Consider the following 18926-nt stretch of genomic DNA (forward strand, 5'->3'; position numbering starts at 1 on the left):
AAGATGAAGCTCGATCCCATCGACCTCAAGATCGTCGCGGCCCTGCAGCGCGACGGCCGCATGACCAAGCTCAAGCTCGCCGAGAGGGTGGCGCTGTCGCCCGCTGCCTGCTGGGAGCGGCTGCGCCGGATGGAAGCAGCCGGCGTGATCAAGGGCTACACCGCGATCGTCGATCTGGAGCCCGACGCTCCGCGCACCACGGTGATCGTCGAGATCAGCCTGAAGAGCCATCAGCAGGCGGATTTCCGCCGCTTCGAGGAGGCGATGGCCCGGGAGCCGGCCATCGTCGCCTGCGACGCCACGGGGGCGGCATCGACTACATCATGCGGGTGGTCGTGCCCGACATCGACAGCTATCAGCGCCTGATCGATCGGCTGCTGGAGCCGGCGAACGGGATCGAGCGCTACTATTCCTACGTCGTGACCAAGAGCATCCCGCTGTTCGGCGCGTAAGCTGTCCGCTGAATCGGAGCCCTACAGGAGCTTCGCTCATTCGACTCTCCGACAACGGAAGATCGGCCAGAGGCTCTCGGAATCAGGACCGGGAGCGACCCACGATTCCATTGTAAAAGGCTCGCGTTCCGCACTCGTTCTTGAATTTCGGGCTCGGCCGTGGTGGCGGCGCCGTCTACTTCCTCGCGCCCCTGCTGTCCGGGCGCAAGGGCTAGCGGAACGGCCAGGGCAGCCGCAAGATCCTCTCGGGATCCAGAAACCGCGTTCCTGGAAGCGATCGGAACGGACCTACCGTCGGGCTCATCTTGAATGGCCTGAGCCCGCGCGGATTGCGATTGAGCCGATCCACGGCTGATGCGAGCCCATCGGCTGCGATGGCAGTCTCGACATCGCCGGCAGGGCAATCGAGATGCTCGGCCAGGAGCCGGTTGCGGATAGCAGCGATGCTTCGACGATCCGCCGGGCTGTTCGCCTCGATTGCGACGTCGCATTCCGTGTCGAGGCCAATCGAGCGGTTGTTCAGGTTCGAGGAGCCGATCCGGATCATCCGATCGTCGATGATGATGAGCTTGGCGTGGACCAGGACCTCGGTCTCGGCCTTCGCGCCCGGAACCACCGGATAGAAGGCGCGAAGCCGGCCGAAGCGATCCGCCCGGGCAAGCCGACGGATCAGTCGATCGCGATTCTCCGACATGGCGAGGCGTTCGAGGAGACCGCGGGATTCCTGCGTCATCACGATGACGATGTCTGGCCCGTCGGCTGCTTTGAGCCGCCGCGACAGAGCGGCACCGATGCGTTTCGCCGTCAGGTATTGCGCCTCGATGTAGATGGCGCGCTTCGCCGCGGCGATCATGTCGAGGGCCAGGGTCGAGGACTCGTGAATCTCGGCGCGGCCGGCATAGGACGGTCCGGTCCGCGCGATCGCGATAGCCGCAGGATGGAAGTCCGGCATCAGGCCGTCTGGCCATGCATCGCCTGCGTCAGCGCCTGCTGACGAACCCGCACCACCCGGCGGCATGCCCGTCGCGCAGTGCCAGCGCTCGGCAGCCACCGCACACATCGCAGCCGCCGCACCGCCATCGAAGACCATCTGGATATCGTGGACGGGCGGATAAGGCTTGCCATCGCAGTCGACCCGCCGCGGATCGTTGGCCAGATGCTCCGGTGTATCCCAGCGGCGGACCGTGAGGTCCATGCCACCGACGAAGGCTATCGCGCCATCGATGCAGACGATCTTCTGGTGATGCGAGCCATAGATCGGGTGCTGCGTGTCGAATTTGAGCTCAATGCGCGGATGGTCCCGCCAATCGCTGCCGAACAGCCCGGCGCAATGGCGCTCGGGCCGTGCAGCACCGAAGCGCTCCAGATCAGGATGTGAACACAAAGCTGCGGGTTCGCTTCGACAAGGGCGCGCAACAACTGCCCGAGAGGCGGCGATTCCTCGCCGTCGGCTTGCGGCCGCAGACGGATTCGACCGTCGAAATCCCAGCCGATGATGATGATCGAGCGCCTTGCCTGGCGAAGGCTGCTTTCGAGGTGACGGAAATAATCGGCGCCATCGACGAGGACGGCAGCGCGCTCCACCTTCACCACATCGAAACAGTTGCGGCCGGGACAGAGCACCGAGGCCGAGGCCCGCGACACCGAATTCTGCTGCAGCCGATCGCCCTTCCAGAAGGCATTCAAACGAGAGGACAAGCTCATCACGGCGGCGCAACGTTCCGCGCCACGGGATTGTTCCCGCATCGTGCCAAAGCGGCAGCTGACAAAAGAACGGGCCGCGATGACTGTCGTCTTACGCGGCCTGCTTGTCCGCCTCGGGATTCCAGACCAGCTTCAGCATGCGCATCAATGTTGCGGCATCGCCCGGTGCATGGCGCTTATCGGTATTGTCGAAGAACACGACGACATCGCGTGGCTGAGCGGGGGCAGCGCCTTCATCGCCGGCAAACTCGCCGTCCCGCATCGGCTCTCCACCCGCCCAGGCCTCGATGCGCGCCGCCCAGCGTTGCAGTTCCGCCTTCTCGTAGCGCGAGCGGTAGAGTTCCGCCGAACCGTGCAGCCGGCAGTAGACGAAATCAGCGGTCAGATCCATCAGCCGGGGCCACTCGACCGTGTCGGCACAAACCAGCGCTACACCGTAACGACGCAGCAGGTCGATGAAAACCGGGTCGCGAAAACTGTCATGACGGATCTCGATCGCGTGCCGCACCGGCCATTTCGCGTCCGCCTGCACCCAGGCTCGACCCGCCAGACGCTCGTCATGCCGTCGCGCCAGCGCCGCTGCCGCCTGTGTGTCCTGCGGAAGCAAGGCAAGGAAATCCTCCATCACGGCTGGATCGAAGCGGAAATTCGGCGGAAACTGCCAGAGCAACGGCCCCAGCTTCGACCCAAGCTGAAGCAGGCCGGACGCAAGGAAGTTGGCGAGCGGCGTCGCGATGTCTGAGCCGGCGCATATGGGTGATGTAGCGCGAGCCCTTGATGGCGAAGACGAACCCGTCGGGCGTCGCCTGCGCCCAGCGCGCGAAGACATCGGGTTTTTGAAGCCCGTAGAATGTGCCGTTGATCTCCAAGGCCGGAAACTGCCGGGCCGCGAAGGTGAGCTCGTTTTTTTTGCACCAATCCTTCCGGATAGAAGTGTCCGCGCCAGGGCGAATACGTCCACCCTGACACACCGATGCGGGTCGCCGGGCGCTCTTGCTGACGCGCGCGTCTCGCCTGCTTGCTCATAGCCACGCCTCAGCCAGGTGTCGGGCACGGACCCCAACGCGAGATTCATCGGAAGATGCTCGCGGCAAACGCCCAGCCGCTCACTCCTGTTCCGGGCGGTGCGTTCGGTCTGAACGCGATCCTTGGAGCCCGCCGCTGCAGTGATCGAGCATCGGTCCGTCCCGCCCGGATACTGGATCCGCCACCGGTCTGACCAGGCGGTTGATCGCCGTCCTTAGCTCCCCGCTCGGGGCATCGCGCAGAATGTCCCCGCTCTGCCCGGCGGATAGGCGCCGACGACGAGAAAGTCGCTGCTGGCGCTGAGCCGGCGGTGGCCCGTGCCGGCTGGAAGCAGCAGCACGTCTCCCGTCGAAACGCTGAGCTCGCGGCCGCCCTCGCCGCCAAGGACGAGCTCGGCCGAGCCCTTGGCGATGCCGAGTACCTCATGGCCCTTCGAATGATAGTGATGGAAGTCGTAGATGCCGTTTCGCCAGGCCGGCGGCCAGCCATTCTCTTCGAAACGCCGCTCCATCGCGCTGGCGAGGTCGGCCGGGTCACGAGGAAAAGCCTGCCGGTAGACGAGCGCCGGGAAGCGCGGATTATTCGGGATAGGTCCGCGCTCCTCGAAGGGCAGGACGAGAATCGTCATCGGCGCTGCCATCGCTCGCTCCAATCAATCGGAGCGCGGCCCGCTCGGATCGCGATCGCGGCCATGACCGTTGCCGGGCGTGGCGTCGCCATCCCCCGACAGCACGACCGGATTGGCGCTTACCAACCCTCCAGGATTCGGCTTCGCCTGCGAAGGTGCGAATTGCCCCTCCGCGTCCTGCTTCGCCGGCTGGCGGGATTTCACGTCCGCTTCCTGCTCAGGGCTCAATGTATTGCCGTGTCCATCACGCATGATGAGCTCCTTTGATTGTCGTTCAACGCGTGCCCCATAGGGTCGTCAGGTCGAGTTCCTCGTCACGGTGCTTGCCGCCGAGCTGAGCCGCCATCCAGGCTGCGGCTGCGCCGACCAGCAACGCCGCTGCGGTCAGGAACGCCGAGAGAACGCCCATCTTGCGGGTGCGCTCGGCGGCTTGCTTGGCAGTTTCCTTTGCCTGATTGAGACGGGCGAAGGCGTCGTCGATCCGCTTCTCGGCTTCGGGCTGAGCAATGCTCATCCGGGTCGCCATCCGGCTCGCAATATAGGAGCGATCCGCCTGATCGAGCTGGCCGCTCGCGAGGCTGCGCAACAGGATGCGCGATGCTTCCTCGCGCTGGCCCTGTGACACCGGCTCGGTCCCGCTCGTCCTCGTCAGCGTATCGAGCGCCGACGCCAGCGGATCCGGTTGCTGGCCCAGTGCCGTTCCAGCGGCGCTCGTGGCGGCAGCGGCTCCCATTGCAGCGGTCTTTGCAAGTCCGACAGCGGAGGACGCCGCCAGCCCGGCGACGAGCAGAGCCCCGACAGCCCAGACGACCAAACCGTGGGCTCCATCGCGCACGTGGCGTTCGTGCATGCTGGCATCGGCGGCCGGACGCCGCATCCGACCCGCGAGATAACCGCCAGCCCCGGATGCCATCACGGTCACCCACAGAACCCAGAGCGCGCCGGCAATCGCCAGCGCGGTCAGACCTGTCGACCGCGAGGGTTCGACGGAGACGAGGGACAGCCCGATCGCCGAGCCGAAGGTGGCGAGGAGAGTCGTGATGGCTGCGGACAGGACTGCCCCGCCAAGGATTGCGCTCCATTCGAGATAGGAGCCGGAATGCGCCGCGGGTTCGGCCGGCGCGACGATGATGTCAGTGGTTTCGATTGCCATGGCAGGCTCCTATCGCAGGCCGATGAAGGAGAGGATCGCCATGACCACGACCACGAGGCCGACCAGATAGATGATGCTGTCCATTGCTGCTCTCCCGGTTTTCGCGCTTGGCGAGTGCCGGGAGAACTGCCGACGGATCAGACAGTTCCGTCGCGGCGAGCAGCTGCGGAAGGATGCCTGATCAGGCGCCCGACAGCTCAGCTTTGGTGCGGTCAGCAATGAGCGGGCTCGCCAGAACGCTCCATGATCATGGGCATCGAAGGCGCAGCGTTTAAAGCTGACGGCCAGTCGGCCAGTCAGGCCGCGCCATCGGAGGCGTGAGCGAATCGAACTGGCGTGAGATCAAAAAATGGCGGACAGGGAGGGATTTGAACCCCCGATACCCTTGCGGGTATGCCGCATTTCGAGTGCGGTGCATTCAACCACTCTGCCACCTGTCCGCGGTCGCTCTGGTCGAAGCGGGCTGGTTACTACACAACGCGCCCCCTCCGCACAAGCCTTTCCGATGCGATCCGGTGACGAGCCTGTCGCGGCCCTGAAATCATTCGCCTCCAGGCTGCTTTTCCTTGACGGCTCGCCCATGCGCGACTAGGAAGCCGCATCCGGCGTGGGGAAACCCGCGCCTGATCTCTTTGGCTATTGCCGATGGTGCCGCTCCACGCGGACGGCTCAGCGAGCTTCAAGAGCGAACCCGACCACGCAACCGACTGCCAAAAAGCCGTCCCGCGTGCGCCCCTCAGGGGGTTCATGACAGGGCGGGGCTCAACATGGAGAACACTAAGATGTTCGCAGTCATCAAGACCGGCGGCAAGCAGTTCCGCGTCGCCGCCAATGACCGCATTACTGTCGCCAAGATCGAGGGCAACCCGGGCGACACCGTCGCTTTCGGCTCCGTCCTGATGCTGACCGATGGCGAGAAATCGACGATCGGCGCCCCCTTCCTCGGCGACATCACCGTCGCCGGCGAGATCGTCGAGCAGGCCCGCGGCGAGAAGGTCATCGCCTTCAAGAAGCGTCGCCGCCAGAATTCCAAGCGCAAGCGCGGCTTCCGCGCCGAGCTGACCGTTGTGCGCATCACCGACATCCTCACCGGCGGCAAGAAGCCTGAGATGAAGAAGGGCGAAGCCGCTCCCGTCGCGCTCAAGGCCGGCAGCGAAACCGTCAAGGGCAAGGCTTCGGCCAAGACCGCTGCGGCCAAGCCTGCGAAGGCCAAGGCTGAAGCCAAGGCCGAGGGCCTCGACGCCTCCAACCTCTCGCTGATCTCGGGCGTCGGCCCGACCATCGAGAAGAAGTTGCGTGCCGCCGGCATCACCTCCTGGAACGACATCGCCGCCTGGACCGAGGCCGATGTCGCCAAGTGGGACGAGGAGCTCAAGCTTCGTGGCCGCGCCACCCGTGAGGAGTGGGTCGAGCAGGCCAAGGAGCTGCTCGCCGGCAAGCCGCCGCGTGCCAAGGCCGACCAGGCCGAGCAGGCGTCCGGCGAGGACTACTGACCGGGGCTGACAGGCTCCGCGCAGCTTTCACGCCCGATCGGGGTGGCTTTTGCCGCCGATTCGGGTTACATCGACTGAAGAGTTTTTGAGGTAGGGCGTTATGGCTCACAAAAAAGCAGGCGGCTCGTCGCGCAATGGTCGCGACTCCGAAAGCAAGCGTCTCGGCGTAAAGCGTTTCGGCGACCAGGTGGTCGTGCCCGGCAACATCATTATTCGTCAACGCGGCACCAAATGGCACGCCGGCGTGAACGTCGGCATGGGCAAAGACCATACGCTCTTTGCCACGTCGAACGGTCGCGTCCGATTCACGACGAAGCTCGGCCGAGCTTTCGTGAACGTAGTCCCGGCCCAAGAGGCCGCAGAGTAAACGGCGGATAGGGAATGTTCTCGATCCGCCGGTTCCATCGAACCGGACGGATCAAGGGAATAAGAACCCCAAGCGGGTTTCCCGAAGGTCAAGCGAGGGGGAGATGGGACCAAAGCCCATCTCCCCCTTTCGTTTGCGCCGACGGAGAAACCTGATGTTCCCCGAATTGACGAGAGACGACGTCTTCCGGCTCGAGACCAGGCGGCTGTGGCTGCGCTGGCCGCGGATCGCCGACGCCACCGCCATCCTGCGCCTTGCCGGCGAGAAGGCCGTGGCGGAAATGACGGCCTCGATCCCGCATCCCTATCCGACGCAGGCGGCCGACCCCTTCGTCTTCGCCACCCGCAAGGGCAATGCGCTCGGCGAGCATCTCGTGCTGGCGATCACCCCGCGCGAGAAGCCGAACGAGCTCATCGGCATGATCGGCGCGCACAAGCAGGCGACCGGACGGCCCTTCCTCGGCTACTGGCTCGGCACGCCCCACTGGAACAAGGGCTACGCCACCGAAGCGGTGCAGGCACTGATCGACACCATGTTCTCGCTGGTCGAGATCGACGCGATCGAGGCCGACACCCGCGTCATCAACCCGGCCTCGCGCCGGGTGCTGGAGAAGAGCGGCTTTCGGCAGGAAGGCTCCTTCCTCAAGTCGTTGCCGGCGCGCGGTGGCCTCTTCCCCTGCGAGCAGTTCCGGCTCGACCGCTCGACCTGGGCGGCGCTGAAGAGCTGGAGCGCCTCCGGCTGGGCTCCGCTGCCGGCTGCCGAACAGCAGCAGCAGGCCGAGAGCTTCAGCGAAGAGCCCTGCATGGCCTGACGCGCTCGGTCCCGCCCTCGGGCGGGACCGGCAATTTGGTCACCGCATCAGCCCGGCCGACCGCAGCGCATCCTCGATGATCTTGCGCACGCCGGCGGCTGCAGGCGGCGCAGCCCACTTGTCGGCCTCGCGCGACCGTTCAGGCTCCGGCCGCGCCGGACCGGCAGCCATGGCGGGCTCTTTCACCGGGAGGGAAGCGGCCGGCGTTTTCGCGTCCGGCCTGGCCTTCTCTGCCCCACCGGCCGCCAGCCCCCAGAAGCCGGCGATCCGCTGCGTCGAGGAAATACCGGCGGCCAGCATGTACGGCCCCGGTCGGCCGATGCCGTCGCCAGCAATCGGCGTGCCATGGCCCATTCCGGCAATGCTGTACTCCTCGATCAGGTCACGGCCCGCTGCGTCGCGCCAAACCCGGCGCCGATGGCCGGCCACCGATTCGCTCGCCGAGGGTTCGGCAGGCAGGCCGTGGACGCCACGCCATTGCGCGATGAGCGCCGCGGCATTGGCAGGGGCGACGGTGCGATCGGCGCTGCCCTGCCAGATCGAAATCCTCGGCCAGGGTCCAGCATGCCGGGAGGCGGAGCGCACCAGATCCTGCAGCCGCTGTTCGTCCGGCAGCCCGTGGGCTCGCATGCGGTCAAACGCTTCGGGGATGCTTGCTGCGACGCCATAGGGCAGTCCCGCGATGATCGCGCCGCCAGCGAAGAGCTCCGGATAAGTCGCGAGCATGACACCGGCCATGGCGCCGCCAGCAGATAGTCCGGTGATGAAGACGCGGCTCCGATCGAGGCCATGGCGTGCGATCATGGCTTCGATCATCTGGCTGATCGACAGCGCCTCGCCCTTGCCGCGCTGGGTATCGCCGGGCTCGAACCAGTTGAAGCAGAGATTGGCGTTGTTGGCGCGCTGCTGCTCGGGAAATAGCAGCGCAAAGCCGTCGCGGTCGGCCAGGGTCGACCAGCCGGAGCCGAGATCGTAGCCGGAAGCGGTCTGGGTACAGCCATGGAGCACCACGACGAGGGGCGCGCCGGCAGGAAGCTCGCGTGGGAGATAGGTCCGGGCGAGCAGCGCGCCGGGATTGCCGCCGAACTCCGGCAAGGTGCCGAGGCGGCCGGACGCATCGATACCCGTCCCGGCCCCCAGCTGCGTGCGGTAGGCCGATAGTCGGGCGATCGTGTCGGAGAGCTTTCGCATCGTCATGGCCCTTGCTTCGTGAGCTGCCGGAGTGGCGCTGGCGGGTGACAACGTCCGAGATGGTCATTCGTTGCTGCACTGCAACATAATTTCGGAAAAGAGCGACACCGCTGGCCCCGAGAAGCGTCGCAGCGCATTGCTCTCCAGCGCTCATGCGACTACCTACTCCTCATGAAATTCCTCGACCAAGCCAAGATCTATGTGAAGGCCGGCGACGGTGGCGCCGGCTGCGTCTCGTTCCGGCGTGAGAAGTTTATCGAGTTCGGCGGGCCCAATGGCGGCGATGGCGGGCGCGGTGGCGACGTCGTGATCGAATGCGTCCAGGGGCTGAACACGCTGATCGACTTCCGTTTCCAGCAGCACTTCAAGGCTCGGATCGGCGAGCACGGCATGGGCAAGGACCGGCATGGCGCCAATGGCACCGCGATCGTGCTCAAGGTGCCGCCGGGAACCGAGGTGCTCGACGAAGATGGCGAGACGCTCGTCGCCGATCTGACCGAGCCCGGCCAGCGCTTTGTCCTGTGCAAGGGCGGCAATGGCGGCTTCGGCAACGCCTATTTCAAGACCGCGACCAACCAGGCGCCGCGCCACGCCAATCCCGGCCTGCCGGGCGAGGAGCGCTGGGTCTGGCTGCGCCTCAAGCTGATCGCCGATGCCGGCCTCGTTGGCCTGCCCAATGCCGGCAAATCGACCTTCCTCGCTACCGTCACCGCGGCAAAGCCAAAGATCGCCGACTATCCCTTCACCACGCTCCACCCCGGCCTCGGCGTCGTGCGCGTCGATGCTCGTGAGATGGTGCTCGCCGATATCCCCGGTCTGATCGAGGGTGCACATGAGGGCCATGGCCTCGGCGACCGCTTCCTCGGCCATATCGAGCGCTGCCGCGTGCTGCTGCACTTGGTCGAGGGCACGACCGAGCATGCCGGCAAGGCCTACAAGACCGTGCGCAAGGAGCTTGCCGCCTATGGCGCCGATCTCGACGGGAAACCGGAGATCGTCGCGCTTTCCAAGGTCGATGCGCTGACGCCGGAAGTGCGCAAGGAACAGCTCGCCCGCCTCAAGCGCGCCGCCGGGCGCACCCCGATCGCGCTCTCGGCCGCATCGGGCGAAGGCGTCGAGGCGGCACTGCGTGCCGTCTTTGCCATCGTGGAGGAAGCGCGCGCCCAGGAGGCCAAGGATGAGGCGCCGGCTGAGGACACCGGCTGGCATCCTTGACGGCAGTTCACAACTCCGGCTTGCGCAACGATCGATCCTGGTCTTGAACTCGATTTATCGCCGCGACCGGACACGCCCTGCCATGAGCCGACCGACCATCCTCGCTTTCTCCATGTCCGTCCTGGCGGCTGGCGCTGCTTTGGCGCAGGCACCCGCGCAGCGCCCTGCCCCGCAGCGGCCAGCCCAGGCGCAGACCGCACCGGCTCCGGCGCAGACGGCGCCCGCCCCCGGCGCCGTCTCCCAACCCGACAACACCACCGCGACCTATGGCGACTGGGTGATGCGCTGTCAGGCGAGCGTCGCGGCCCGTGTCTGCGAGATCGTCCAGACGCTCGAGCAGCAAGGCCAGCGCGGCCCTATCGCGCTGGTCGCAATCGGGCGGCCGGTCAAGGACGAGCCGATCAAGCTCGTGATCCAGGTTCCGCCTAACCTTTCGCTCGGTGACAAGGCGAGCGTGCGCGTCACCGTCGCAGACAAGGACGAAGCGCTCGCCGTGTTCCAGCGCTGCCTGCCCGGCGGCTGCTTCGCCGAAGCCAGTTTGAGCGACGAGGTCTTCAAGCGCTGGCGCGGTTTCGGTGAGGCCGGCCAGATGCGATATCTCGACGCCGCCAAGCGCGAGGTCGCGCTGCCGCTCTCGTTCCGTGGTTTCCCGGCCGCCGCCGAGGCATTGCAACGCGAACCATAAGTGGCGTCATGCTCGGGCTTGACCCGAGCATCTCAGGCCGGAAGAGTCACCATTCAGCGCCTTCTCGTCACGTCACTCTCGGGTCAAGCCCGAGAATGACGCTCTTTAATGCGCGCCCGTCGGCCGCGCATCACGCAGCGTGGTCAGCGCCACGGCGATACAAAAGACCATGCCGGCGATCGCGATCAGCGCGACCGCGTGGAAGCCGGTCATGAAGGCCTCCCGTGCCATCTGGAGCAGATGCGCCGACTGCTCGGGCGCGAGCCGCTCCGCCGCCGCGAGCGCGCCGCCCAAGGTCGAGCGTGCCGGTGCCAGCGTCGCCCCGTCGACGCCGGCGACCGAAATATCCGCCATGCTCTGGCGATAGAGCGCCGTGCCGAGGCTACCGAAGACGGCGATCCCCAGTGCACCGCCGAGCTCGATGCTGGTCTCGGACATGGCGGAGGCCGCGCCGGCCCGCTCCTGCGGCGCCGAACCGACCACGATCCCGGTCGTCAGCGCGATCACCGGCGTGAAGCCGATCGAGAACATGACCGAGGCAGCAACGATCTGGACAAGGTTCGGCGCAAAGGCCAGCCAGACGAAGCCGAGCCCCGACAGGATCATGCCGCCGGCCATCAGCGTCGCCGGCTTGAAGCGCACGGTGAGCGGCGTGACCGCGAAGGACGCGAGCGTGAAGGCGATCGCCGACGGCAGAGACCAGATACCGGCTTCGAGCGGCGTCAGCCCGGCCACCAGCTGCAGGTACTGCGCCACGAAGATGAAGCTGCCGAACATCACCATGATGCCGGCGAGATTGATCGCCAGCGCGGCCCGGAAGGCGGGAATCCCGAACAGGGTCAGGTCGACCATCGGATCGGCGAGTCGCTTCTGCCGGCGCGCGAAGACCACGCCCAGCGCGAGCCCGGCGAGGATGAAGGCGACGGCATAGACCGAAAGCCCAAACTCGGCCCAGTGCTTCACCCCGTAGATCACCGGCAGGATCGCAGCGAGGGAAAGCAATGCGCTGGCGATGTCGAGCCGACCGGCCTGCGGCGCCTTGTATTCCGGCAGCAGGATCGGGCCGATCACAAGCAGTACCAGCATCGGCGGCACCGCGATCAGAAAGACCGAGCCCCACCAGAAATACTCGATCAACGCACCGCCGATCAGCGGCCCGATGACCGCACCGGCCGAGAAGCTGGCGATCCACATCGAGATCGCGAAAGTGCGCTCGGTCTCATCCTCGAACATCACCGCGATCAGCGAGAGCGTCGAGGGCGCCAGCGTCGCGCCGGCGATGCCGAGCAACGCCCGCGTCACGATCAGCATCTCGGCACTGGTCGAAAAGGCTGCGACGGTCGAGGCCACACCGAAGGCAGTCGCGCCGATCAGCAGGAGCTTGCGCCGGCCGATCCGGTCGCCGAGTGTGCCCATGGTCATCAGGAAGCCGGCGACCATGAATCCGTAGATATCGATGATCCAGAGCAGCTGCCCCGCCGATGGATTGAGCTCGCGCATCAGCGTCGGCACTGCCAGGTTCAGGACCGTCAGGTCCATCGAATAGATCATGCACGGGAAAGCGATGGCGATCAGGCCCAGCCATTCGCGGCGTGTGGCCTTGCGCGCCGGCACAGCGGCGGAAGTCGAAGTCGTCACGGCGAAATCTCTTTTCAATTTTTTAGGCCGGAACACTGCCTGCAGAATGTGGCAGGTCCTGTCAGCAGCCGCCCGCCGCTTGTGCATACCCGGCATGCTTGTGCTGGTGCCGGAGCTCTACCTCAGCGCTACGCGGGCCGGTCGCGTCTGAGCAGCACCGTGTCATGCCCCAGGAAGCCGACCGTGCGCTCGTCGCGGAAGCCGGCCCCCCGGGCGAGCCGGAGCGAGGGCTCGTTCCCCGGCGCGATCAAGCAGACGGAGCTTTGATGCGCGGTCTGTCCATCAAGCCAGGCGAGCGCGGCCGTCAGCGCTTCCCTGGCGAAACCGCGGCCATGCGCCCATGTCGCAAGCACCCAGCCCGCCTCTGGTATGCCGCGGATCGGCGGCTCGACCGCCCGGTGGAAATCGGCGAAGCCGAGATCGCCGACGAAGCGGCCGCTCGCCTTCTCGGTCAGCGCCCAATAGCCATAGCCCAGCAGCGGCCAGAGCCCGCGATAGCGCAGCAGCCGCATCCACGCCTCCTGGACCGTCGAGGGCTGGCCGATATGATGCACGACCGTCGCATCGCCCCACATCTGGCAAAGCGGCTCGAAATGCTCGGTGCCGTGCAAATCGAGGATCAGGCGTTCCGTCTCCAGGCGAATGGCTCTAGCCCTCCGCGAACTGCAAACGGTAGAGCCGCGCATAGGTGCCATCGCGGGCGATCAGCCCGTCATGATCGCCGGTCTCGACCACCCTGCCCTCGTCGAGCACGACGATCTGGTCGGCCTCGCGCACGGTCGAGAGCCGGTGCGCGATGACGAGCGTGGTCCGGCCCTTCATCAGCTCGGCCAGCGCCTGCTGCACCAGCCGCTCCGACTGGGTGTCGAGCGCTGACGTCGCCTCGTCGAGCAGCAGGATCGGCGCGTCCTTGAGGATGGCGCGGGCGATGGCGAGGCGCTGGCGCTCGCCGCCGGAGAGGCGCGAACCGCGCTCGCCCACCCGCGTCTCATAGCCATCGGGCATCGCCATGATGAAGTCGTGCGCCGCGGCTCCCTTGGCCGCGGCGACGATCTCCGCCTCGCTGGCGCCGGGGCGGCCGAAGCCGATATTGGCGCGCACAGTATCGTCGAACAGCACCACGTCCTGGCTGACCACGCCGATCTGGCTGCGCAGGCTGTGCAAGGTCACGTCGCGGGTGTCCTGCCCGTCGATCTCGACCTTGCCCTCGGTCGGATCGTAGAGCCGCGGCACCAGCGCCAGCATGGTCGACTTGCCTGAACCCGAGCGGCCGACCAGCGCCGTGGTCTTGCCGGCCTCGGCGACGAGGTCGATGCCCTCGAGCCCGCGCTGGTCGTCGCGATAGCGGAAGCGCAGGTCGCGGAAGGCGACTTCGCCACCCGTGACCGCCAGAGGCTTGGCATCGGGGCGCTCGGTGATCAGCGACTTCTCGTCGATCAGCGCGTAGTAGCGCTTCAGCGAGGCGCCCGCCTCCTGCACGATGGCGTTGAGATTGCCGAGCGAGCGCATCGGCTGTGCCGCCAGCAGTAGCGCCGAGACATAACCGGTGAAGTCGCCGACGGTGGAACTGCCCGAGGTGATACGCACGCCGATCGCGGCGAGCACGCCGGCAACCGCGATGCCGCCGGCAACCTCGAGCAGCGGATCGAGCCGGCCGCGCGCATTCGCCGCTTTCATCTTCAATGCCCGGATCGTCTCGAAGGCGGCAGCGGCACGCCCCTTCAGATAGGGCTCGAGCGAATCGGTCTTGGCGACGCGCGCGCCCTGCAGGCTCTCGGTGACCAGGCTCGCCATGAGGCCGGTCTGCTCCTGCTGCGAGGCCGCCATCCGGCGCAATTTCTTGCCGATCCGGCCGATCGGCCGCGCGACGATCGGCGCGATCAGGAGCACGACGGCGGTCATCTTCCAGTCGATCCAGAGCATGGCGCCGACCAGCGCGATCGCCGTCATCACGTCGCGGATCGCGATGTTGACCAGACGCGTCAACGCCTCCTTGACGAAGGTGAAGTCGGTGGTGAAGCGCTGGGTCAGCGAGGCGGGGTTCTCCCGCTGCAGCTGCGCCAGATCGGCGTCGATCAGATGATCGTAGAGCGCGCTCTGCATGTCCGCTTCTATCCGGCTGACGACGCTGTTGGTCATCACCGTCTGCGTCAGCAGCGAGAAGCCCTTGATCGCGGTGACGATCACCACGACCACGGCGACGGCATTGACGACGCCGATCTCTATATTGATCGACTTCGAGACCAGCCGCTCCATCCGGCGCACGAAGCCGGTCGCCTCGGCCCCGATCGGGTCGGCGAAGGCGTCGAAGGCCGCCTTGATCAGGAGCGGATAGAAGCTCGTCGTCGCCGCGATGACCACGACGAGGGCGAGGATGGTGAGCATTTGCGGCAGGTATTGCCGTCCGCGCTCGCGCCAGACTCGGGCAAAGAGCGCAAGGGTGTCGTCGGTGACGCGGCCGATCTTCATGGGGCGCGGCCTAACATGGCCGCCATGCGAGCGCCACTGCCGGTCTTGCTCCGGACAAGAACCTGACGTCCGATAGCCGCAGATTGATTCCCCAGATATGAGCGCCCATGCCCCTTACCCCGCCGGCTCGGCCCGGACAGTCCTTCGCCGAGATCGACACCCCCGCCTTGATCATCGATCTCGACGCCTTCGAGCGGAATCTCGTCACCATGGCGGCTTTCGCCGAGGCGAGCGGCGTGCGCCTGCGCCCGCATGCCAAGACGCATAAGAGCCCCGAGATCGCGATGCGCCAGATCGCCCATGGCGCGGTCGGACAATGCTGCCAGAAGGTCAGCGAGGCCGAGATCCTGGTCGCCGGCGGTGTTACCGACGTGCTGGTCACCAACGAGATCGCCGGGGCCAGCAAGCTCGACAGGCTGGCGAAGCTTGCCCGCGACGCCCGCATCGGGCTCTGCGTCGACCATCTCGACGGAGTCCATGAGGCGGCCGAAGCGGCGGCGCGTAACGACGTCGTGCTCGATGTGCTGGTCGAGCTCGACATTGGCGGCCGGCGCTGCGGCGTCGCCCCCGGCGAGGCGGCGGTGCGGCTCGCCGAGGCGGTGGCACGCAGCAACACGCTGCGCTTCCACGGCGTTCAGGCCTATCACGGCTCGGCCCAGCACATGCGCTCGATCGACGAGCGCAGCGAAGCTATCGAGCGCGCCGGCCTGCTCACGCGCAATGCGATCGAGCGCCTCGCTCAGGCCGGACTCGCCTGCGAAACCGTCGGCGGGGCCGGCACCGGCACGTTCGAATTGGAGAGCCGCTCCGGCATCTGGAACGAGCTGCAATGCGGCTCCTACATCTTCATGGATGCCGACTACTCCCGCAACCGCATGGCCGACGGCACGCCCTTCCACACCTTCCAGCATGCGCTCTTCGTGCTCGCCGGGGTGATGAGCAAGCCGGTGCCGGACCGCGCCATCGTCGATGCCGGCCACAAGGCGGCCGCGGTCGATTCCGGCATGCCGGTGCCCTGGCAGCGCGACGGCGTGATCTACACCAAGCCGTCCGACGAGCACGGCATCCTGACCGGCGACCCCGTCGCGGTGCCCCATCGCGGCGACCGAGTCCTACTCGTGCCCGGCCATTGCGACCCGACCGTCAACCTGCACGACTGGTATGTCTGCGTGCGCGGGCTCTCAGGGCCGGATGCGCATGTCGAGGCGGTCTGGCCTGTCGCAGGGCGCGGGGCGCTCAACTAGTCGTGCTGGCAGAGTTGGCGCTGCGAGCCCTGACCCCGGCCGCGCCAATGGCGCGCCGGTTCGGCCTGCTGAAGGAAGGCATATCGCTCTGGTCGCGCGGCCGGCGCCAGCGCAAGGCCTGGGAGCCGCATCAGGCCCGCTGCCGCGCCATCATCGCTGAGGTCGCGGCCGCACTCCCACGCCGCCGCAAGGCGGTGGTGCTCGGCTCCGGCCCCGCACGCGACATCCCGCTGGAGGCGCTCTGCGCGAGCTTCGACGAGGTCGTGCTGGTCGACATCGTCCATTTGCCGCTGCTGCGCCTGAAGCTCTGGCGGCAAGCGAAGGTCAGCCTCCTTACCCGCGACCTCACCGGCGCGATGGCCTGGCTCGCCGGCAAGGCGGACGGCCGGCAGGACCCGCTCGCCGATCTAGTCAACGACGATAGCGTCGACCTTGTCGTCTCGGCCAATCTGCTCTCGCAACTCGCCTGGCCGGTGGCCGACTGGCTCGAGGACAATCCCGCCCGAGCCGCTGCGCTGCCTGCGAACCTGCCGGCGCGCTGCATCGCCTGGCATCTCGACGACCTCGCCCGCTTCAAGGGCCATGTCTGCCTGATCAGCGATGTCGAGATGGTCGAGCGCGACCGCGAAGGTGCGCTCCGTGACCGGCTCGACCTGACCTATGGCGTCGAGCTGCCGAAGGAGGACGAAAGCTGGCTCTGGCCGGTCGCGCCCTTTGGCGAGGCCGAGCGCGACCGTGAGTTTGTGCATCGGGTTTGTGCTTGGCGGAGGTTTGAGCGAGGCTGAGGGGCGCTTCGAGAAGGTAGCCGACATTACATGGGCTAATCCTCCAAATAAGGTGCGGTGACACTGCCAGGAGAAATTCAGTGAGCGATAATTGGGATTTCTATCCGCTCCTAATCGATAACCAGCCTGCCTCAATTTATGCCGATTTGGGGCTGGCCAAGACTGCGCCGGTGAAGAATCAACCGCATATGGGATATGTGCGCGTGTTCATGCGGCAGCCAAGAGAGGACGGTCTGTCGAGCAGCGAAGAGTTCGCGGTCCTCTTGAAATTGGAGGATGCTCTGATTGAGCGCGTGGCTGCGAACGGCATCACAACCTATACCGGGCGAAACACATCAAGCGGCAATCGGGACTTCTATTTCTATACGAGTGATACGACGGCTTTCTTGGCCTCCATTGAGGAGGTGATGGCAGATTACCCGGATTATGAATTTCAAACGGGAGCGCGGCTCGACCCCGAATGGGAGACTTACTTCAACTTCCTCCATCCATCGGCTGACGACATGCAACGCATCTTGAACCGCAGGGTCACCGACAATCTCGCAAAGCACGGAGATGCGCTTTCTAAAGCGCGCCCTATCGATCACCTCGCCTATCTGCCGAACGCGCACGCAGCAGCAAGCTTGCGAGAGCTTTTAGGCGGGCAGGGCTTCACGGTCTCTGAACCGGAGGTCGGCGGCGGCTCTGTGATGCTGAGGTTCGAACGAGCTGATCAGCCCGACGCCATTGATGACGTGGTCGTTCCCATTGCGCGCCGCGTTAAGGAGCTGGGCGGAACCTATGACGGGTGGGGTTGCGAAGTGGTCAGTTGACCAGTTCTGATGCCTGCAGGGCCAGAAGTTGACTGCACCAAGATCAACTTAGGATCGCACCGTAAACGTCCGTCACGTCCTCCAACCTCACCCCACCGCCAGCCGTCGCCTGACGATCTCGGCGTGGAAGCGCGCGCCGTGGATCAGGCCGGCATCGTCGAAATCGTAGCGCGGATTGTGCAGCGGCGCGCTGTCGCCATTGCCGACGAAGGAAAAACAGCCCGGCACATGGGCGAGGAAGCGCGCGAAATCCTCCGAGCCGGTGAAGGGCTCGGAGACGACGGAGACATTCTCGGAGCCGAGCACGGCCTGCGCAGCTTCCAGCGCCGCTTCCGTCTGGGCCGGCTGGTTCAGCAGCGGCACGAATTCGCGCGTGTAGCTCACCGATTGCTCGACATTATAGGCGCGGGCGATGCCCTCGCTGATCACCCGCATCTGCGCCTCGATCTCGGCGCTGACCTCGGGGTGGAAGCTGCGGGCATCGCCGAGGATGCGCGCCTGTCCCGGCAGAGCGTTGCGGGTGCCGTCGGTGATCAGTTCCGTCACCGAGACCACGGCGATCTGCGCCGGGCTCAGGCGGCGCGAGACGATGGTCTGCAGGCTGGTGACCAGGGCACAGGCGGCGACGAGGGTCTCGTTGCCGACATGCGGGCGAGCGGCGTGGCCGCCGACGCCGGTGAGGACGATCTCGAAATTGTCCTCCGCTGACATGATCGGCCCGGTCCGGGTCTGGAATTGGCCGACCGGCAGCCTCGGCGCATTGTGCAGCCCGTAGATCTCCTCGAACGGGAAGCGCTCGAGCAATCCGTCATCGAGCATGGCGAGCGCGCCGCGCCCCCACTCCTCGGCCGGCTGGAAGACGAAGCGCACGGTGCCGTCGAAGCCGCCATCAGTCGCCAGCAGCTTCGCGGCCCCGAGCAGCATGGCGGTGTGCCCGTCATGGCCGCAGGCATGCATGACGCCGGGGTTCTGCGAGCGATGCGGCAGCTCGCCTTGCTCCGGAATACGCAAGGCGTCCATGTCGGCCCGCAGCGCGATCGCCCGGTTGCCGCTGCCGCGCTTCAGCGTGCCGACGACTCCGGTGCCGCCGACGCCCTCGGCGACGTCGTCAAAGCCGAACTCGCGCAGCTTGCTCGCGACGAAGGCGCTGGTGCGCGTCTCCTCGAAGCCGAATTCCGGATGGGCATGCAGGTCGCGCCGCCAGCCGGTCATCTCCTGCACGAGTGTGTCGAGATCAATCGTCACGGGCTGTC

20 protein-coding genes, 1 tRNA gene and 1 pseudogene are annotated in these 18926 nt (G+C 66.3%); 10 read left to right on the forward strand and 12 right to left on the reverse strand.

Going from position 1 to position 18926, the window contains the following annotated elements; genetic code table 11:
• Positions 1-3: 3 nt before the first annotated feature.
• Both QO058_RS09755 and QO058_RS31055 read left to right on the forward strand, forming a co-directional pair.
• Entirely contained in the window at positions 4-366 is a 363-nt protein-coding gene (locus QO058_RS09755) for an Lrp/AsnC family transcriptional regulator (RefSeq protein ID WP_347976225.1), read from the forward strand.
• Positions 336-452 carry a hypothetical protein gene (locus QO058_RS31055; RefSeq protein ID WP_347976227.1) on the forward strand — a complete coding sequence of 39 codons (117 nt, stop codon included), beginning with the start codon at positions 336-338 and terminating at the stop codon, positions 450-452. The genes QO058_RS09755 and QO058_RS31055 overlap by 31 nt, the downstream gene beginning before the upstream one ends.
• Positions 453-663: 211 nt before the next feature.
• Here QO058_RS31055 and QO058_RS09760 read toward each other — a convergent pair whose 3' ends face one another.
• The 7 genes and pseudogenes from QO058_RS09760 to QO058_RS09790 form a co-directional block, all read right to left on the reverse strand.
• Positions 664-1773, reverse strand: a complete 1110-nt coding sequence (locus QO058_RS09760; protein ID WP_432212056.1) for a phospholipase D-like domain-containing protein — start codon at positions 1771-1773, stop codon at positions 664-666.
• A complete protein-coding gene (locus QO058_RS09765; protein WP_432212032.1) occupies positions 1662-2198 on the reverse strand; it encodes a phospholipase D-like domain-containing protein in 537 nt (178 codons plus the stop codon). Before QO058_RS09765 ends, QO058_RS09760 begins: the two co-directional genes overlap by 112 nt.
• Before the next feature lie 49 nt (positions 2199-2247).
• Positions 2248-3182: pseudogene (locus tag QO058_RS09770) on the reverse strand (DUF72 domain-containing protein).
• Positions 3183-3396: 214 nt separating this feature from the next.
• A complete protein-coding gene (locus QO058_RS09775) occupies positions 3397-3822 on the reverse strand; it encodes a cupin (protein WP_284171826.1) in 426 nt (141 codons plus the stop codon).
• A gap of 12 nt (positions 3823-3834) precedes the next feature.
• Positions 3835-4062, reverse strand: coding sequence for a hypothetical protein (locus QO058_RS09780; protein ID WP_284171827.1), 228 nt, complete (start codon positions 4060-4062; stop codon positions 3835-3837).
• Positions 4063-4084: 22 nt separating this feature from the next.
• Entirely contained in the window at positions 4085-4963 is an 879-nt protein-coding gene (locus QO058_RS09785; RefSeq protein WP_284171828.1) for a hypothetical protein, read from the reverse strand.
• Between the two features lie 350 nt (positions 4964-5313).
• Positions 5314-5403 (reverse strand) — tRNA-Ser (locus QO058_RS09790).
• Between the two features lie 342 nt (positions 5404-5745).
• On the opposite strand from QO058_RS09790, the gene QO058_RS09795 reads away from it, so the two are divergent.
• From QO058_RS09795 to QO058_RS09805, 3 genes are all read left to right on the forward strand, one after another.
• Positions 5746-6456 carry a 50S ribosomal protein L21 gene (locus tag QO058_RS09795; protein WP_284171829.1) on the forward strand — a complete coding sequence of 237 codons (711 nt, stop codon included), beginning with the start codon at positions 5746-5748 and terminating at the stop codon, positions 6454-6456.
• A 100-nt stretch (positions 6457-6556) separates the two neighbouring features.
• Positions 6557-6823, forward strand: coding sequence for a 50S ribosomal protein L27 (gene rpmA, locus QO058_RS09800; protein ID WP_129156727.1), 267 nt, complete (start codon positions 6557-6559; stop codon positions 6821-6823).
• 154 nt (positions 6824-6977) lie between these two features.
• A complete protein-coding gene (locus QO058_RS09805) occupies positions 6978-7634 on the forward strand; it encodes a GNAT family N-acetyltransferase (protein ID WP_284171830.1) in 657 nt (218 codons plus the stop codon).
• A gap of 39 nt (positions 7635-7673) precedes the next feature.
• On the opposite strand, the gene QO058_RS09810 is transcribed toward QO058_RS09805, so the two are convergent.
• Positions 7674-8825: an extracellular catalytic domain type 1 short-chain-length polyhydroxyalkanoate depolymerase gene (locus QO058_RS09810; RefSeq protein WP_284172859.1), complete on the reverse strand. Its 1152-nt coding sequence runs from the start codon at positions 8823-8825 to the stop codon at positions 7674-7676.
• Between the two features lie 171 nt (positions 8826-8996).
• Here QO058_RS09810 and obgE point away from each other — a divergent pair, with 171 nt between their 5' ends.
• Together obgE and QO058_RS09820 are read left to right on the forward strand one after the other, a co-directional pair.
• Positions 8997-10040: a GTPase ObgE gene (obgE, locus tag QO058_RS09815; RefSeq protein WP_284171831.1), complete on the forward strand. Its 1044-nt coding sequence runs from the start codon at positions 8997-8999 to the stop codon at positions 10038-10040.
• A gap of 82 nt (positions 10041-10122) precedes the next feature.
• Complete coding sequence (locus QO058_RS09820; protein ID WP_284171832.1) at positions 10123-10725, forward strand: invasion associated locus B family protein; 603 nt, start codon at positions 10123-10125, stop codon at positions 10723-10725.
• Positions 10726-10830: 105 nt separating this feature from the next.
• On the opposite strand, the gene QO058_RS09825 is transcribed toward QO058_RS09820, so the two are convergent.
• The 3 genes from QO058_RS09825 to QO058_RS09835 all read right to left on the reverse strand — a co-directional run bounded on the left by QO058_RS09825 (position 10831) and on the right by QO058_RS09835 (position 14832).
• Positions 10831-12363, reverse strand: coding sequence for an MFS transporter (locus QO058_RS09825; RefSeq protein ID WP_284171833.1), 1533 nt, complete (start codon positions 12361-12363; stop codon positions 10831-10833).
• Positions 12364-12491: 128 nt separating this feature from the next.
• Complete coding sequence (locus QO058_RS09830) at positions 12492-13058, reverse strand: GNAT family N-acetyltransferase (protein WP_347976231.1); 567 nt, start codon at positions 13056-13058, stop codon at positions 12492-12494.
• Positions 13012-14832 carry an ABC transporter ATP-binding protein gene (locus QO058_RS09835; protein ID WP_284171836.1) on the reverse strand — a complete coding sequence of 607 codons (1821 nt, stop codon included), beginning with the start codon at positions 14830-14832 and terminating at the stop codon, positions 13012-13014. Before QO058_RS09835 ends, QO058_RS09830 begins: the two co-directional genes overlap by 47 nt.
• A 107-nt stretch (positions 14833-14939) precedes the next feature.
• Here QO058_RS09835 and QO058_RS09840 point away from each other — a divergent pair, with 107 nt between their 5' ends.
• The 3 genes from QO058_RS09840 to QO058_RS09850 all read left to right on the forward strand — a co-directional run bounded on the left by QO058_RS09840 (position 14940) and on the right by QO058_RS09850 (position 17673).
• A complete protein-coding gene (locus QO058_RS09840; RefSeq protein WP_284171837.1) occupies positions 14940-16076 on the forward strand; it encodes a DSD1 family PLP-dependent enzyme in 1137 nt (378 codons plus the stop codon).
• Positions 16077-16123: 47 nt separating this feature from the next.
• Entirely contained in the window at positions 16124-16861 is a 738-nt protein-coding gene (locus tag QO058_RS09845) for a hypothetical protein (RefSeq protein ID WP_284171838.1), read from the forward strand.
• Between the two features lie 80 nt (positions 16862-16941).
• Positions 16942-17673 (forward strand): DUF695 domain-containing protein, encoded by a 732-nt coding sequence (locus QO058_RS09850; protein ID WP_284171839.1) that lies wholly within the window; start codon positions 16942-16944, stop codon positions 17671-17673.
• 87 nt (positions 17674-17760) lie between these two features.
• On the opposite strand, the gene QO058_RS09855 is transcribed toward QO058_RS09850, so the two are convergent.
• Entirely contained in the window at positions 17761-18918 is a 1158-nt protein-coding gene (locus QO058_RS09855; protein WP_284171840.1) for a M20 aminoacylase family protein, read from the reverse strand.
• Positions 18919-18926: the final 8 nt, after the last annotated feature.

The sequence above is a fragment of the Bosea vestrisii genome, from assembly GCF_030144325.1.
Lineage (GTDB): Bacteria > Pseudomonadota > Alphaproteobacteria > Rhizobiales > Beijerinckiaceae > Allobosea > Allobosea vestrisii_A.